Origin of the sequence: Mycobacterium sp. M26 (assembly GCF_001494595.1) — a bacterium.
GTDB lineage: Bacteria > Actinomycetota > Actinomycetes > Mycobacteriales > Mycobacteriaceae > Mycobacterium.
In genome coordinates, this window is sequence record NZ_LN929908.1 from 361,480 (window position 1) to 374,757 (window position 13,278).

The window sequence follows — 13,278 nt, forward strand, 5'->3', positions numbered from 1 at the left end:
GCTACCCGCTGGTGGTGACCGGGAGGCTGAACACGCCCTGAATCGCCTGCAGGATCACCAGCGCCTCGATCAGGCCGGCGGTGGTCACCAGGCCGACGGTGGCCGACAGCGGGCGGCCGACCGCGTTGATCAGCCCGGCGATCGGATCGCCGTTGATGGCTTGGGTGATGCCGTCGAGGAACAGCGTCACCGCGTAGGCGGGCAGCATCGTGACGATGGCGTTGACGATGTCGGCGGTCGGCAGCAGCGCGGCGTAGATCGAGGCAGCCGCATTGGAGATCGTCGCGGCGACCGTGGTGGTGATGTCCTGGATCGCGGTGATGATGCCGTCCGGTGTGGTGGGCAACGAGATCGGGCCCGGGGTGGGCAGGTGGATCGATCCAAGCTCCTGCCAGAACGAGCCGCCGGGGGCGAAGTCGTTGACGAAATCGCTGACGCCCTGGACCACGCCGGCAGCCAGCAGTTGCACGACCTCGCCGAGATCCACGTTGGGCAGGAACTCGAAGGGCGTCTCGACGTTGGCGTAGCCGGTGTTCGACCAGCCGTACTTGGGGTCGCCGTAACCGAGGTTGACGATCACCCGCAGCACCGGCTGAACGAGGTCGGCCAGCGGGTTTCCGATCAACGGGATCAGCCGCACCGGTTCGAGCAGCGGCAGATTCTTGGTCGGGATGATGTAGTACTTCTGGTCCGCCGACGTGGTCGGCAGGGCGATGGCGGTGTCCACCTGATCCTGGGTGAGCTTGGCGTACTGGGTGTGCACGAAGATGATCCCGAGCCCGGCGTTGAGCACCGACAGGACGTTCAGCGGGTACTTCGGGAAGTCGGCGAACCCGTCGTACTCCAGCGTGTAGTTGGTGGTCGGAAAGTCGTCTTCCGGTGTGGCGCCGTAGAAGTCGAGGCCCAGGCTGGGCAGGGTCAGGCCGGGGAACCGCGAGAGCAGTCCGCCGTCGGGGTTCATCTCGTTGCCCACCAGGACGAAGTTGATCGGGGTGTCGGCGGGCAGCTGGCTCATCACCAGCGAGGAGATGATCGCGCTCTGCGAGTAGCCGAACACCGTCAGGGTGTTGCCCGCGTCGAGTTGGCGCTGGATCGCGTCTTTGAGGATCGTGATGCCTTGGTCCACTGAGGTATTCAGCGGCAGGCTCTTCACCCCGGTGATCGGGTAGAGGCCTTCGGGGGTGAACAGTCCGATCGGGATGGTGCCGGGGCTGTTGGGCTTGATGTAGAGGTCGAAGACGGACTGGATGTATTCGTCCGAGGGGATCGGCACCCCGCTGGGGCCCATCACCAGACCGGTGTCGACGGCCGCGGCGGCCGGGACGGTGGCGCGTGCCGTGGTCGCGACCGTGCGGCGGCTGAAGTCCACCAGGGCGAAGCCCAGCTGGGAATCGGCCGGCGCGCTCGGCGTCACCGGGTCGGTCGCCGGGGTGGCCTCTGGGGTGGTCTCGGAGGTGCTGGCGGTCTCGGCGGTGCTGACCCGTGCCGAGACGGTCAGCGGGACCGGGGCCAGCTTGGCCGAACGGGCCGAGGCCGGTGTCGCGGCAACCGGGCCGCGGTTGGTGGTGGTCGACCCGTGCGCGGTGCCGGCGGCGGAACGGGCCGAGCCGCCGTGCGTCGTCGACGAGGACGCCGAATCCGAACTCGGGCTGTCGGCCCAGGCCACCGCCGAGGACAGCGCCGCCGCCCCGATGCCCAGGGCAACGGCGAGACCGCCGACTCGACCGACCACATTCGCTGCGCGCACCGAACCCCCCTGACGGAGACCACTGGACCGTGGCGAAGACTATCCCGTCCCCGGCCGATCCGTCGTCAGATGCCCGCCGCGGTGCTCAGATAGCCGGTCCCAGCAGATCGTCGGCGTCCCGGATGACATAGCCGTAGCCCTGCTCGGCCAGGAAGCGCTGCCTATGCGCGGCGTACTCGGCGTCGAGGCTGTCGCGGGAGACCACGGAGTAGAACACCGCGCCGCCGCCGTCGTGCTTGGGCCGCAACAGCCGGCCCAGCCGCTGGGCTTCCTCCTGGCGTGACCCAAAGGTTCCCGAAACCTGAACGGCGACAGAGGCTTCCGGTAGATCAATGGAGAAGTTGGCCACCTTGGAGACCACCAGCGTCTTGATCTCGCCGCGGCGGAACGCATCGAACAATGCCTCGCGTTCGGCGTTCTTGGTCGAGCCCTGGATCACCGGTGCGTCGAGTTCGGCCCCGAGTTCGTCGAGCTGGTCCAGATAGGCGCCGATCACCAGTGTCGGTTCGTTCGGATGGCGGGCCAGGATCGACTTCACCACGGCGATCTTGGAGTGCGCCGTCGAGCACAGCTTGTAGCGCTCCTCGGGTTCGGCGACCGCGTACAGCATCCGCTCGTTGTCGGTCATGGTCACCCGGACCTCGACGCATTCGGCGGGTGCGATCCAGCCCTGGGCCTCGATGTCCTTCCACGGCGCGTCATAGCGCTTCGGGCCGATCAGGCTGAACACGTCACCTTCGCGGCCGTCCTCCCGGATCAGGGTGGCGGTCAGCCCGAGGCGGCGCCGGGACTGCAGATCGGCGGTCATCCGGAACACCGGGGCGGGCAGCAGGTGCACCTCGTCGTAGATGATCAGCCCCCAGTCCCGGCTGTCGAACAGCTCGAGATGGCGGTACTCGCCCTTGGTGCGCCGGGTGATCACCTGATAGGTGGCGATGGTGACCGGGCGGATCTCCTTGCGCTCACCGGAGTACTCACCGATCTCCTCCTCGGTGAGCGAGGTGCGGGCGATCAGCTCACGCTTCCACTGCCGTCCGGCCACGGTGTTGGTGACCAGGATCAGCGTGGTGGCTCCCGCCTTGGCCATGGCCGCCGCGCCGACCAGCGTCTTGCCCGCACCACAGGGCAGGACCACCACCCCGGAGCCGCCGGCCCAGAACGAATCGGCCGCCATCTCCTGGTAGTCGCGCAGCTCCCAGCCGTCCTGTTCCAGGGTGATCGGGTGGGCCTCGCCGTTGACGTAGCCGGCCAGGTCCTCGGCCGGCCAGCCGATCTTCAGCAGCATCTGCTTGACCCGGCCGCGTTCACTGGGATGCACGATCACGGTGTCGTCGTCGATGCGGGCACCCAGCATCGGGGTGATCTTCTTGTTGCGCAGCACCTCTTCGAGCACCGCGCGGTCCAGGCTGACCAGGCACAGCCCGTGCGCCGGGTGCTTGACCAGCTGCAGCCGGCCGTAGCGGGCCATCGTGTCGACGATGTCGACCAGCAGCGGCTGCGGCACGGCATAGCGGGAGAAGCTCACCAGGGCGTCGACCACTTGCTCGGCGTCGTGGCCCGCGGCGCGCGCGTTCCACAGCGCCAGGGGAGTGATCCGATAGGTGTGGACGTGCTCGGGCGCGCGTTCGAGTTCGGCGAACGGGGCGATCGCGGCCCGGGCCGCGCCGGCCTGCTCATGGTCGACCTCGAGCAGCACCGTCTTGTCGGACTGCACGATCAGGGGTCCGTCGGTCATATGGCCATTATCCGGCGTCCGCCGACATCACCGATGTGACGCGGTGCACGGCGAACTCCCGGGGCCGGCCCTGGGTCTCGTCCCAGGCCACCAGCTGGCCCCCGTTCACTCCCAGCGGACGCACCACTCGCTGGGTGGCCACGCCTGCGGCGTCGACGTAGCCGATCACCACATCCTTGTGCTCGACGGCCGCCTGCTGCAGCAGGGCCATCGCCACCGCCGGGTCCAGGCGGACGTTGGCGAACGGCAGCGAGTCCACCCGCCGCAGCATGCCCACCACCGCGGCCAGCGTCTCGGCGCTGGGCTTGGGCAGCGACCGGAACGCCCGGCGCTGCTGGGGTGCGGGCACCCGCGCCCCGCGCTGGCGGATGTCGACGATCGCGCCCGTGGAGTCCTCGGCGGCCGGCGCGAAGCCCGCGGCCCGCAGCCCGGCGAGCACCTCGCCGATCGGCGCCTGGGACACCGCGACCGTCGGCGCCAGCAGCCGAACCTCCAGGTGCTCCAGAGCCGGGGAGGCCACCGCACTGGCCAGCAGCGCCGGATCCTCGCATCGGACGAACGAGGAGGCCATGCCCACCCGGAGCTGGCCGTGCCGCCGGGCAACGTCGTTGATCAGATAAGTAAGGCCTTGGGGGACAGGGGTTTTCGAATGCTTCTCGAAGAAGGTGTGCAGCGCTCCGGCGGTGCGGCCAGTGTCCAGGGCATGCCGGATCGACTGTTCGCTGACCCGGTAGACCATGGCCGCCCCGGCTGATTCGACCGTGGCCACCGCCGCCAGTTCATCGGCCAGCTCCCGCTGCAGCGGACCCGGCACCACCACCGTGAGGTCGGCCTGCAGCAGGAAGTGGTCGATCGGCGCGGGCAGCACCTTGGCCATCGCCGCGACCGCCGCCTCCTCGCCGGCGCTGAGCAGCACGCGAGCCGGGGTACTCAGCGCGCCACGGCCGACGAAACCCAGTGAGTGGGCCTCGTCGAGCAGGTGGGCCACCGGGTCGGGTTGCAGACGCGCCGCCCACCGCGGCCGTTGCCAGGTCAGCAACTGCGAGGCGTGTTCGGCATCCACCCCCGCGCCGGGCGGGAGGTCGGCCAGTGCACCGAGCAGCAGTCGGCGATCCAGGGGTGCGGCCGTGGAATACAGCGAATCTGACAGGGCGGCATAGGGTTTGCCATCCTGGCCCCGGCTGCCGATCAGGCCGGGGCGGGCGGGCAGGTCGAGCCAGGTGCTGGCCAGCAGGTACCAGCGCGCGGCGGTCGGCGTCTCCAGGAAGCGGTCGGCAGCGACCGTCGGCGCCCAGTACAGGCCCGCGGAATCGGGCGGTTCCGGGTCCGGGGTGCCGCTCGCGATGAGTCCGGCCGCGGCCGACACCTCGAGGATGAGGCCGAGGCGCGGCTCGTCGATCCCGGTCAGCTTGGTCAGCCGCTTGGCCTCCCGCACGCCCAGGCCACCGCTGCGCAGCTCGGGAACCGGTGCGGCGGAAAGGGTTTCCAGCACGAGCTCGATCTCGCGGATCAGGTCCAGCACCGCGCCGGCTGCCGAGGCGTCGGTATCGGCGGCCGAGGTGGTGGTGACCACCGGGTCCGGCGGGGTCAGCTGCAGCGGGCCGGGCAGCTCCCCGCGCAGAACCTGGCCGACCTGACGGGGCAGGATCACGGTTTCCTCGTCGAGCTGGCGCAGCAGGCCGGCGGCCAGCAGCCGCGGCACCGGCCGGTCCGCCGGGGCGCCGGGAGCGGCATCGCGGGTACGGCCCACCGGGGAGCCGGTGACCAGCCGCTCCAGCAGGTCGCGCTGCGGCTCGTCGAGGCCTTCGATCGCCGCGGCGATCTCAGCGCCCGAACGACTGGTGTCCTCGAGGATGGCCTGCCCGGGATACCAGGGCAGCCCCGCCGAGGCCTCCGCCGACACCCGCACCGCGGCGTCCCCCCAGACCAGCGCGCGCTCCCGCAGGCCGTCGAGGGCGGCCAGCACGTCGGGCTCGGTGGCGCGGTCACCGATGAGGGCGACCAGCTTGGTCACCGGCACCGCCGTCGAGTCGGCGTGCAGCACCAGCAGAGCGTCGAGCACGGCCAGATGGAGGAAGTCCAGCTCGTCGGTGGCAGCCTTCACCGACTGCCGGGCCGAGGCCCGCGCAGCCAGTGCCGCGATGCTGCCCGGCGCCGGCTGGGCGAGGTCCGGGCGCAGCTCCAACAGGCGGATCACCCGCTCGTCGGACAGCTCGGCCAGCCAGGCACCCAGCGGCGGGGCGGCCGGAGCGGGTGGTTCTGTCATTGCTCACCAGCCTAAAACAGGTGGCTATGTGCACACCTGCCGCGCAGGAGTGTCAGAATGAAGGCGTGGCTGAGAAGACCAAGACCAGGTATGTCGACAACGGCTGGCCGACCCGCGACCCCGATGACCATGCGGTGAGCGAACTGGCTGCCGACCGGGTGGGCGCACTGTCCCCGTTCGGTGACGTCACCTTCCCCCTGCCTGCCTCCGATCTGCCCTACCTGCACCCGGTCACCGTCGTCAACCGGTAGCGGTGAGCAGCGGACCGCAGCGCCGCCTGTCGCACCTCGACGAACACGGTGCGGCGCACATGGTCGACGTCACCGACAAGGCCGCGACCGTCCGCACCGCAGTCGCGGCGGGAACCGTCCACACCACCGCAGAGGTGATCTCGCTGATCACCTCCGGCGGGCTACCCAAGGGTGATGCGCTGGCCACCGCCCGGGTGGCCGGAATCCTGGCCGCCAAGCGCACCAGTGATCTCATTCCGCTGTGCCACCCCCTGGCGCTGACCGGTATCGACGTCGACTTCGCGATCGGGGACGCCGAGATCGGGCTCACCGCCTCGGTGCGCACCACCGACCGCACCGGCGTGGAGATGGAGGCGCTGACCGCCGTCAGCGTCGCCGCCCTCACCGTCTTCGACATGATCAAGGCCGTCGACCCGGCCGCGCGCCTCGACGACATCCGGGTGCTGCGCAAGGAGGGCGGCAAGACAGGCGTCTGGACACCGGCGACGTGAGCCGCCGCGCACGCGTCGTCATCGCCTCCACCCGCGCCGCCACGGGCGTCTACGAAGACCGCTGCGGGCCGATCGTGGTGGACTGGCTCGCCGAGCGGGGGTTCGAGGTTCCCGCCGCCGTGGTGGTGGTCGACGGCAGCGCCGTCGGGCATGCGCTGCGGGCGGCCATCTCCGACGGCGTCGACGTCGTCATCACCTCCGGCGGTACCGGGATCTCCCCGACGGACGCCACCCCGGAGGCCACCGTCGCCCTGCTGGACTACCAGATCCCCGGTCTCGCCGATGCCATCCGCCGATCGGGACTGCCGAAGGTGCCGACCTCGATCCTGTCCCGCGGGGTCTGCGGGGTGGCCGGACGCACGCTGGTGATCAACCTGCCTGGCTCGACAGGCGGTGTGCGCGACGGACTTTCGGTGCTCGCCGAGGTCCTCGACCATGCGCTGGACCAACTCGCCGGAGGAGACCACAGCCGATGACACGCATCCTGCGGGCAGCCCTGGTCGACGGGCCGATCTCGCTGACCGAACATGAGGACCTGGTGGCCAACGACGCGGCGGGTGCCGTGGTCGCGTTCTCCGGGGTGGTGCGCAACCACGACGGTGGCCGCGATGTGGTGCGTCTGGAGTACTCGGCGCACCCACTGGCCGAGCAGACGCTGTTCGAGGTGCTCGCCGAGGTGGCCGGAACAGCGACCGGTGTGCGAGCGATCGCGGCCAGTCATCGGATCGGCCCGCTGCAGATCGGTGACGCCGCCCTGGTGGCCGCCGTGGCGGCCGACCACCGGGGGGCGGCGTTCGAGACCTGTGCGCGACTCGTCGACACCATCAAAGAGCGGTTACCGGTGTGGAAGCACCAGTTCTTCGCCGATGGGACCGACGAGTGGGTGAACTCGGCCTGAGGCCTTACTGAGCCGGAGCCGGTGCCGGGTCGGCGGCCGGTGCCGGGGCCGGGGCGCCCGGCACCAGAATCGGAGCGTTCGGGTCGGCCGGCGGGGTGCCCATGGTCGGATCGTTGGTCACCGGGGTGGTCATCGGCCGCTGAGCCAGTCCGAGCAGGGCGTCGCCCTTGCTGATCTGCTGGGTCTGGACCGCGTGCCACAGCTCCTTGAGGTAGGAGATGTTCGGGCTCTGATTGGGGTCGACCGGCTCGGTGCTGGTCCCCGGAGGCGGATTATCCGGGCTGGACAGGTGCTGAACACCGTCGGGCAGCACGGTGGTCCCGTCGGCGGCGGGTGCCGAGGCGACGACAGCGCTGCCGGTGGCCGGGGCGGGTGCTGCGGCGGGATCAACCGGAGCGGGGACCGGCGTGGTCGGCAGGACCGGCGGAACCGCCGGGTCGGCCGGTGCCAGGGGCAGCGAGTGGATGGACGCGGCCTGGACCGTGATGGTCTGCTCGTCGGCGTTGGCCGGGGCCTGCGGTGCCGGAGCCTGCAGCGCGGTGTCGATGATCGGCTCGGCGGCGACGTCCACCGGCGCCTCGGGGGCCGGCAGGACCTGCTGCTGGGACACCTCAACGATGTCGAGCTGCGGGGCGGGAGCATCGAGCGGGGCGGCGTCGACGGGCGCGTCGGGCAGCGGGGCGTCCAGCGGAGCCGCCGGGGCCGGGGCCTCGGGTGCGGGCTCGTTGACGACGTTGCGCGGGGTCGCACCGGACAGGCCGCGACCGCAGACCGGCCAGGCGCCCTTGCCCTGGGTGGCCAGGACCTTCTCGGCGACCGCGATCTGCTCTTCCTTGGTGGCCATATAGGCAACCGGGGCATACGCAGTGCCGCCGTGGGAAGCCCACGTGCCGGGGGAGAACTGCAGACCACCGTGATAGCCGTTGCCGGTGTTGATGGCCCAGTTGCCGCCGGACTCGCAGCGCGCTACCTGATCCCATTCGGAGTCGGGAGCCGCCTGGGCCTGACCGGCCAGCGCAATGCTGCCGCCGCCGATGACGGCTCCGGTGAAGGCGATCTTGGCGACATTGATGGACGAGGAGGTGGGCTTGCGATGCCGTCCACTCATAGGTCGGTTGAATCCTCTCTAAACACGCCTGCGAGGTCAGCTGTCGGGTTCGGGCTGGAGAGGTTGCCCGGCCGGGCCGTTCCGGGAGGAACGACGTCGGCTTCACCCCAAGGAGCCGCGGGCGGCTCCGGGTCGATCTCGGTGGACCGGTTGGGTCCCCCGCCTCCATCCATGGTTCTCGTTGGTCTCCCCGCTCCTTGGATGGAGCTCGGCGCTAGGTGCGGAGAGGGCCTGCCCTGGTTGAGGGGGCTGACCTCCGAGTGACGGTAATGGCTGTCGAGAGAGTCGTCACCTTTTGCAAAATCTGGCGTTTCTGGTACTGGCAAACCTTAAAAAAGGTCTAAATGCCCACGACATCGGGACGTTGTCCCTGGTAGATCAGGCACTCCACCACGCCGTGGCCATCTCGTGACCTGATCGTGATGTGACGCAAATCACGATCATCCGCCCGCAAACGGGGGTAGCACGTCGACAGTCTGGCCGGATCGCAGGCTGGTGGCCTTATTTCGGACTGCGACGCCATCGCACAGGTAAGAGCACCGCTGTAACACGCGTGCTAATTCGTCACTGCGGCAACATAGTTCACTGACCACATCGGCGACCGTCGCACCCGCCTGCAGCGTGAGTTCGTCGGTGTCGGTGCCAGCGGCCGCCCGCGCCGCCGCAAAGAAGCGAACGGTCACCTCGACCGGCTCGGAAAGCTCGGCGACCTCACCCATGTCAGCCGCCGATCGCGCTCATCGGGCGCTGCGGCTGGACGAAGCCGGGGTCGTTGATGCCGTGGCCGGCGGCCTTGCGCCACATCGCCGCGCGCCAGGCCGATTCCAGGGCGTCGTCGTCGGCCCCGGCGCGCAGCAGCGCGCGCAGATCGGTTTCCTCGGTGGCGAACAGGCAACTGCGGACCTGGCCGTCGGCGGTCAGCCGGGTGCGGTCGCAGGCCGAGCAGAACGCGTGCGACACCGACGCGATGATGCCGACCGTGGCCTCACCGCCGTCCACCCGCCACAGCTGGGCAGGCGCCGATCCGCGCGGCGCGGGATCCGGGGTGAGCGCAAACCGCGCCGCCAGCGCCGCATAGATCTGATCGGCGCTCAACGTGGCGTCACGCCGCCAGTGGTGGCCGGCGTCGAGCGGCATCTGCTCGATGATGCGCAGCTGATAGCCGAAGCGCAGACAGTAGGTGAGGAGTTCGACGGCGTCGTCCAGACCCGACACCGGGTCGAGGACGGCGTTGACCTTCACCGGGCGCAGTCCGGCGGCTGCCGCGGCGGCCAGCCCGGCGAGCACATCGTCGAGCCGGTCGCGGCGGGTGATCGCGGTGAACCGCTGTGCATCGACGGTGTCGAGGGACACGTTGACGCGGTCCAGGCCTGCGGCCGCCAGGGCTTCGGCCCGACGGGCCAGCCCGACGCCGTTGGTGGTCAGGGCGATCTCCGGGCGCGGTGTCAGCCCGGCGGTGATCGCCACGATGTCTTCCAGGCCCTTGTAGAGCAGCGGCTCACCGCCGGTGAAGCGGATGTTGGTGATGCCGAGCCGGGTGACCGCGAGCCGCAGCAGCCGGGCGAGTTCGTCGCGACTCAGTAGATCGTCGCCGGGCAGCCAGTCCAGCCCCTCGGCGGGCATGCAATAGGTACAGCGCAGATTGCACCGGTCGGTCAGCGACACCCGCAGGTCGGTGGCCACTCGGCCGAAGGTGTCGATCAACGGTCCGTGCGCCGGCATGCCCTCGGGTGCCCGGCCGTCGTCGCGGCGGATCGAGGGCAGGCCGAGCATGGTGTCGGTCATGCGGCCGCCTGCACGCTGTCGACGGGGACGATCTCCTTGCCCAGGGGCACCAACGAGACCGGGATGAGTTTGAGGTTCGCCAGCGCCAAGGGGATTCCGATGATCGTGATGGCCATCGCGGCGGCGCTGACGATATGTCCGATGGCCAGCCACAGGCCGAACAGCAGAATCCAGATGACGTTGCCGATCAGGGCGCCGGGCCGCGGACCGGGCTTCTCGACGATGGTCCGGCCGAACGGCCACAGGGCGTAGGAGGCGATGCGCAGGGAGGCGAACCCGAACGGGATGGTGATGATCAGGACGAAACACACCAGGGCGGCCAGGGCGTAGCCGAGCGCCAGCCACAACCCACCGAACAGCAGCCAGATGACGTTCAGGACCAGGCGCATGTCACCTCCAGGGGTTAGGCCAGCCTACCGAGTTAAACAGGGGTGCTCGGCCCGGTGTTCCCCGAGTAGGATCACCCACGCGCGTCCTGCACCCGCGGGACGCTTCATGTTGTCACGGACCCGTTAGACAGAGCAGGTGAGACCAGTGCCGACCGGCAGGGTGAAGTGGTACGACGCCGAGAAGGGATTCGGCTTCCTGTCCCAGGAGGACGGTGAGGACGTCTACGTGCGTTCCTCGGCGCTGCCGGAGGGCGTGGAAGGTCTCAAAGCCGGCCAGAAGGTGGAGTTCGGGGTGGCCTCCGGCCGCCGCGGCCCACAGGCGTTGAGCGTCAAGCTGATCGATCCGCCGCCGAGCATCACCCGGACCCGCCGGGAGGCCGCCGCCGTCGAGCGCAAGCACTCGCCCGACGAGCTGCACGGGATGGTTGAGGACATGATCACCCTGCTCGAGGGCGCGGTACAGCCGGAGCTGCGCAAGGGGCGCTACCCCGACCGCAAGGTGGCCCGCCGGGTCTCCGAGGTGGTCAAGGCCGTCGCGCGGGAGCTCGACGCGTAGCACCGCTTCACGGTCGGTGAAGTAGGGAACACTGGTTGCGTGGGTGCCTACGTGGCCGGCGACGGCGAGTTCAAGCGCGATACCAACTACATCACCACGCGGATCACCGCAGACGGCGCCGACGGTTACCCCGTTGAGCCCGGGCGCTACCGGTTGATCGTCGCCAGGGCCTGCCCGTGGGCCAACCGCGCGATCATCGTGCGGCGGCTGCTCGGTCTGGAAGACGTACTTTCGATCGGGTTCTGCGGTCCGACGCACGACCAGCGCAGCTGGACCTTCGATCTGGACCCGGGCGGGGTGGACCCGGTGCTGAAGATTCCCCGGTTGCAGGACGCGTACTTCGCGCGTGATCGGCACTACCCGAAGGGCATCACGGTGCCCGCCATCGTCGAGGTGGCCACCGGCGAGGTCGTCACGAATGACTTCGCCCGGATGACGCTGGACTTCTCCACCGAATGGAGTGCCTACCATCGCGACGGCGCACCACAGCTCTACCCCGAGCCGTTGCGCGCCGAGATCGACGAGGTGGCCCAGCGGATATACACCGAGGTCAACAACGGCGTGTACCGCTGCGGTTTCGCCGGCTCACAGGACGCCTACGAGAAGGCCTACGACCGGCTGTTCACCGCCCTCGACTGGCTCACCGAGCGGTTGTCCGGTCAGCGCTACCTGGTGGGGGACACCATCACCGAGGCCGACGTGCGGCTGTTCACCACGTTGGCGCGCTTCGATCCGGTGTATCACGGCCACTTCAAATGCAACCGCACCAAGCTGTCGGAGATGCCGGTGCTGTGGGCCTATGCGCGCGATCTCTTCGCGACGCCGGGCTTCGGTGACACCATCGATTTCGTGCAGATCAAGCAGCACTACTACATCGTGCACTCCGACATTAACCCCACGGGGGTCGTGCCGAAGGGGCCTGATCTGAGCTCGTGGCTGACGCCGCACGGCCGAGAAGCCTTGGGCGGCAGACCGTTCGGCGACGGCACGCCGCCGGGGCCCACCCGCGACGGCGAGCGGGTGCCCACCGGTCACGGCGTGTGAACGTCGAACTTGTTGTCGAGAACTCCGCCGGTTGTCGCCAATAAGTCGACGTTCATCAGACCGGTGCCCCGGCTGCGCGCAGGGCGGCGAGAATCCGGGCAATCACCACGTCGGGTCGGTTCATTAGCAGGTCGGCGCTGACCCGAATGATCCGCCAACCCAGCGCCTCCAAGCCCGCCGTGCGGTCGATATCCCATGCGCGTTGCTTCGGATCGGTCCAGTGATGTGCGCCGTCGAACTCGACACCGACAAGCCACTCTTCCCAGCCCAGATCCAGTCGTGCGAACACGCAGCCGTCGCGGTGAACCGGAATCTGAGAGCGCGGTCGGGGTAATCCCGATGCGATGATGAGCAGGCGGGTCTTGCTCTCCCACGGTGACTGCGAACCGGGATCGGCCAGCTCCAATGCACGGCGAAGCTGAACGATTCCGCGGGCGCGCGGGTACCGCTCGGCGATGGTGTGAACATCGGTGATGCGTAGGCCGGTTGCCTGGATGAGGGCATCGATGCGGATCACGGCTTGCTGCAGTCCCTTTCGGCGCCCGATATCAAACGCCGTTCGTGCGGGCGAGGTCACAGCCATGCCGTCTCGCTCCCACACTTCGTCATCGCTCAACGTGTCGCTATGGAGGATGATGCCCGCGGTCTTGTCCCGGCTTCGCCTGTTCAACTCCGCGGGCAGGTGCGCATCGATCCATTTCGTCCGGTATGCCGCCGCGGCGGAGAGGCCCGCAAGTGTCGCGCGCCGCTCGGCCCACAGCCAAGCCGCAACTGCGCGGGTCAACGGCGTCAGTTGCTGTCCTTTCGGGATGTAGACGTTGCGGTGAACGGCTTCGTAATCCCTGCGCAACCGGTATCGATTGACGAGTTGCGCGGCAAGCGCCTCGTTCGCCCGAAACGGCCAGTCCAGATCCTGCATACCGGTCACGGTGCGCAGCGCCACCGACGCGAACGCGTGAACGTGGACTAGTTATCCACAGATGCGCGGATTTTGAGCAATAAGTCGAC

At 69.1% G+C, this 13,278-nt stretch carries 14 protein-coding genes and 1 riboswitch; of the genes, 6 read left to right on the forward strand and 8 right to left on the reverse strand.

Annotated elements, in window-relative coordinates:
• Window position 1: 1 nt before the first annotated feature.
• The 3 genes from BN3385_RS11200 to BN3385_RS11215 form a co-directional block, all read right to left on the reverse strand.
• A complete protein-coding gene (locus tag BN3385_RS11200; protein WP_156432721.1) occupies window positions 2–1,747 on the reverse strand; it encodes a PE-PPE domain-containing protein in 1,746 nt (581 codons plus the stop codon).
• An 85-nt stretch (window positions 1,748–1,832) separates the two neighbouring features.
• On the reverse strand, window positions 1,833–3,482 hold the full coding sequence (locus BN3385_RS11210) for a DNA repair helicase XPB (protein WP_059016856.1): 1,650 nt from the start codon (window positions 3,480–3,482) through the stop codon (window positions 1,833–1,835).
• A gap of 7 nt (window positions 3,483–3,489) precedes the next feature.
• Entirely contained in the window at window positions 3,490–5,748 is a 2,259-nt protein-coding gene (locus BN3385_RS11215) for a helicase-associated domain-containing protein (RefSeq protein ID WP_059016857.1), read from the reverse strand.
• Window positions 5,749–5,774: 26 nt separating this feature from the next.
• Here BN3385_RS11215 and BN3385_RS11220 point away from each other — a divergent pair, with 26 nt between their 5' ends.
• Genes BN3385_RS11220 through BN3385_RS11235 form a run of 4 tightly spaced genes read left to right on the forward strand, consistent with a single transcriptional unit; the run spans window position 5,775 to window position 7,388 of the window.
• Entirely contained in the window at window positions 5,775–5,999 is a 225-nt protein-coding gene (locus BN3385_RS11220; protein WP_059016858.1) for a hypothetical protein, read from the forward strand.
• Window positions 6,000–6,058: 59 nt separating this feature from the next.
• On the forward strand, window positions 6,059–6,490 hold the full coding sequence (gene moaC, locus BN3385_RS11225; protein ID WP_231748839.1) for a cyclic pyranopterin monophosphate synthase MoaC: 432 nt from the start codon (window positions 6,059–6,061) through the stop codon (window positions 6,488–6,490).
• Entirely contained in the window at window positions 6,487–6,966 is a 480-nt protein-coding gene (locus BN3385_RS11230) for a MogA/MoaB family molybdenum cofactor biosynthesis protein (protein ID WP_059016860.1), read from the forward strand. Before moaC ends, BN3385_RS11230 begins: the two co-directional genes overlap by 4 nt.
• The gene (locus BN3385_RS11235; RefSeq protein WP_059016861.1) at window positions 6,963–7,388 is read left to right on the forward strand and encodes a molybdenum cofactor biosynthesis protein MoaE; all 426 of its coding nucleotides are present in this window, start codon (window positions 6,963–6,965) and stop codon (window positions 7,386–7,388) included. The genes BN3385_RS11230 and BN3385_RS11235 overlap by 4 nt, the downstream gene beginning before the upstream one ends.
• A gap of 4 nt (window positions 7,389–7,392) precedes the next feature.
• Here the strand turns inward: BN3385_RS11235 and BN3385_RS11240 are convergent, their stop codons facing one another.
• The 4 genes from BN3385_RS11240 to BN3385_RS11255 form a co-directional block, all read right to left on the reverse strand.
• Window positions 7,393–8,496 (reverse strand): transglycosylase family protein, encoded by a 1,104-nt coding sequence (locus tag BN3385_RS11240; RefSeq protein ID WP_059016862.1) that lies wholly within the window; start codon window positions 8,494–8,496, stop codon window positions 7,393–7,395.
• A 9-nt stretch (window positions 8,497–8,505) separates the two neighbouring features.
• Window positions 8,506–8,720: riboswitch (cyclic di-AMP (ydaO/yuaA leader) on the reverse strand.
• A gap of 216 nt (window positions 8,721–8,936) precedes the next feature.
• Window positions 8,937–9,215, reverse strand: a complete 279-nt coding sequence (locus BN3385_RS11245; RefSeq protein WP_059016863.1) for a MoaD/ThiS family protein — start codon at window positions 9,213–9,215, stop codon at window positions 8,937–8,939.
• Between the two features lies 1 nt (window position 9,216).
• Window positions 9,217–10,281, reverse strand: a complete 1,065-nt coding sequence (gene moaA / locus BN3385_RS11250) for a GTP 3',8-cyclase MoaA (RefSeq protein ID WP_059016864.1) — start codon at window positions 10,279–10,281, stop codon at window positions 9,217–9,219.
• Entirely contained in the window at window positions 10,278–10,670 is a 393-nt protein-coding gene (locus BN3385_RS11255; protein ID WP_059016865.1) for a YccF domain-containing protein, read from the reverse strand. Before BN3385_RS11255 ends, moaA begins: the two co-directional genes overlap by 4 nt.
• 145 nt (window positions 10,671–10,815) lie before the next feature.
• Between BN3385_RS11255 and BN3385_RS11260 the strand changes: the two genes are divergently transcribed.
• Window positions 10,816–11,226 (forward strand): cold-shock protein, encoded by a 411-nt coding sequence (locus BN3385_RS11260; protein WP_059016866.1) that lies wholly within the window; start codon window positions 10,816–10,818, stop codon window positions 11,224–11,226.
• Between the two features lie 39 nt (window positions 11,227–11,265).
• The gene (locus BN3385_RS11265; protein WP_059016867.1) at window positions 11,266–12,270 is read left to right on the forward strand and encodes a glutathione S-transferase family protein; all 1,005 of its coding nucleotides are present in this window, start codon (window positions 11,266–11,268) and stop codon (window positions 12,268–12,270) included.
• A gap of 55 nt (window positions 12,271–12,325) precedes the next feature.
• Here the strand turns inward: BN3385_RS11265 and BN3385_RS11270 are convergent, their stop codons facing one another.
• Window positions 12,326–13,189 carry a DUF559 domain-containing protein gene (locus BN3385_RS11270; protein ID WP_059021813.1) on the reverse strand — a complete coding sequence of 288 codons (864 nt, stop codon included), beginning with the start codon at window positions 13,187–13,189 and terminating at the stop codon, window positions 12,326–12,328.
• Window positions 13,190–13,278 lie beyond the last annotated feature (89 nt).

Bases quoted from the DNA above. Each gene is read 5' to 3' on its own strand.
- moaC (WP_231748839.1), top strand. From the start codon at position 6,059: ATGGTCGACGTCACCGACAAGGCCGCGACCGTCCGCACCGCAGTCGCG.
- BN3385_RS11215 (WP_059016857.1), bottom strand. From the start codon at position 5,748: ATGACAGAACCACCCGCTCCGGCCGCCCCGCCGCTGGGTGCCTGGCTG.
- moaA (WP_059016864.1), bottom strand. From the start codon at position 10,281: ATGACCGACACCATGCTCGGCCTGCCCTCGATCCGCCGCGACGACGGC.
- BN3385_RS11210 (WP_059016856.1), bottom strand. From the start codon at position 3,482: ATGACCGACGGACCCCTGATCGTGCAGTCCGACAAGACGGTGCTGCTC.
- BN3385_RS11255 (WP_059016865.1), bottom strand. From the start codon at position 10,670: ATGCGCCTGGTCCTGAACGTCATCTGGCTGCTGTTCGGTGGGTTGTGG.
- BN3385_RS11240 (WP_059016862.1), bottom strand. From the start codon at position 8,496: ATGAGTGGACGGCATCGCAAGCCCACCTCCTCGTCCATCAATGTCGCC.
- BN3385_RS11245 (WP_059016863.1), bottom strand. From the start codon at position 9,215: ATGGGTGAGGTCGCCGAGCTTTCCGAGCCGGTCGAGGTGACCGTTCGC.
- BN3385_RS11220 (WP_059016858.1), top strand. From the start codon at position 5,775: ATGTGCACACCTGCCGCGCAGGAGTGTCAGAATGAAGGCGTGGCTGAG.
- BN3385_RS11270 (WP_059021813.1), bottom strand. From the start codon at position 13,189: ATGCAGGATCTGGACTGGCCGTTTCGGGCGAACGAGGCGCTTGCCGCG.
- BN3385_RS11235 (WP_059016861.1), top strand. From the start codon at position 6,963: ATGACACGCATCCTGCGGGCAGCCCTGGTCGACGGGCCGATCTCGCTG.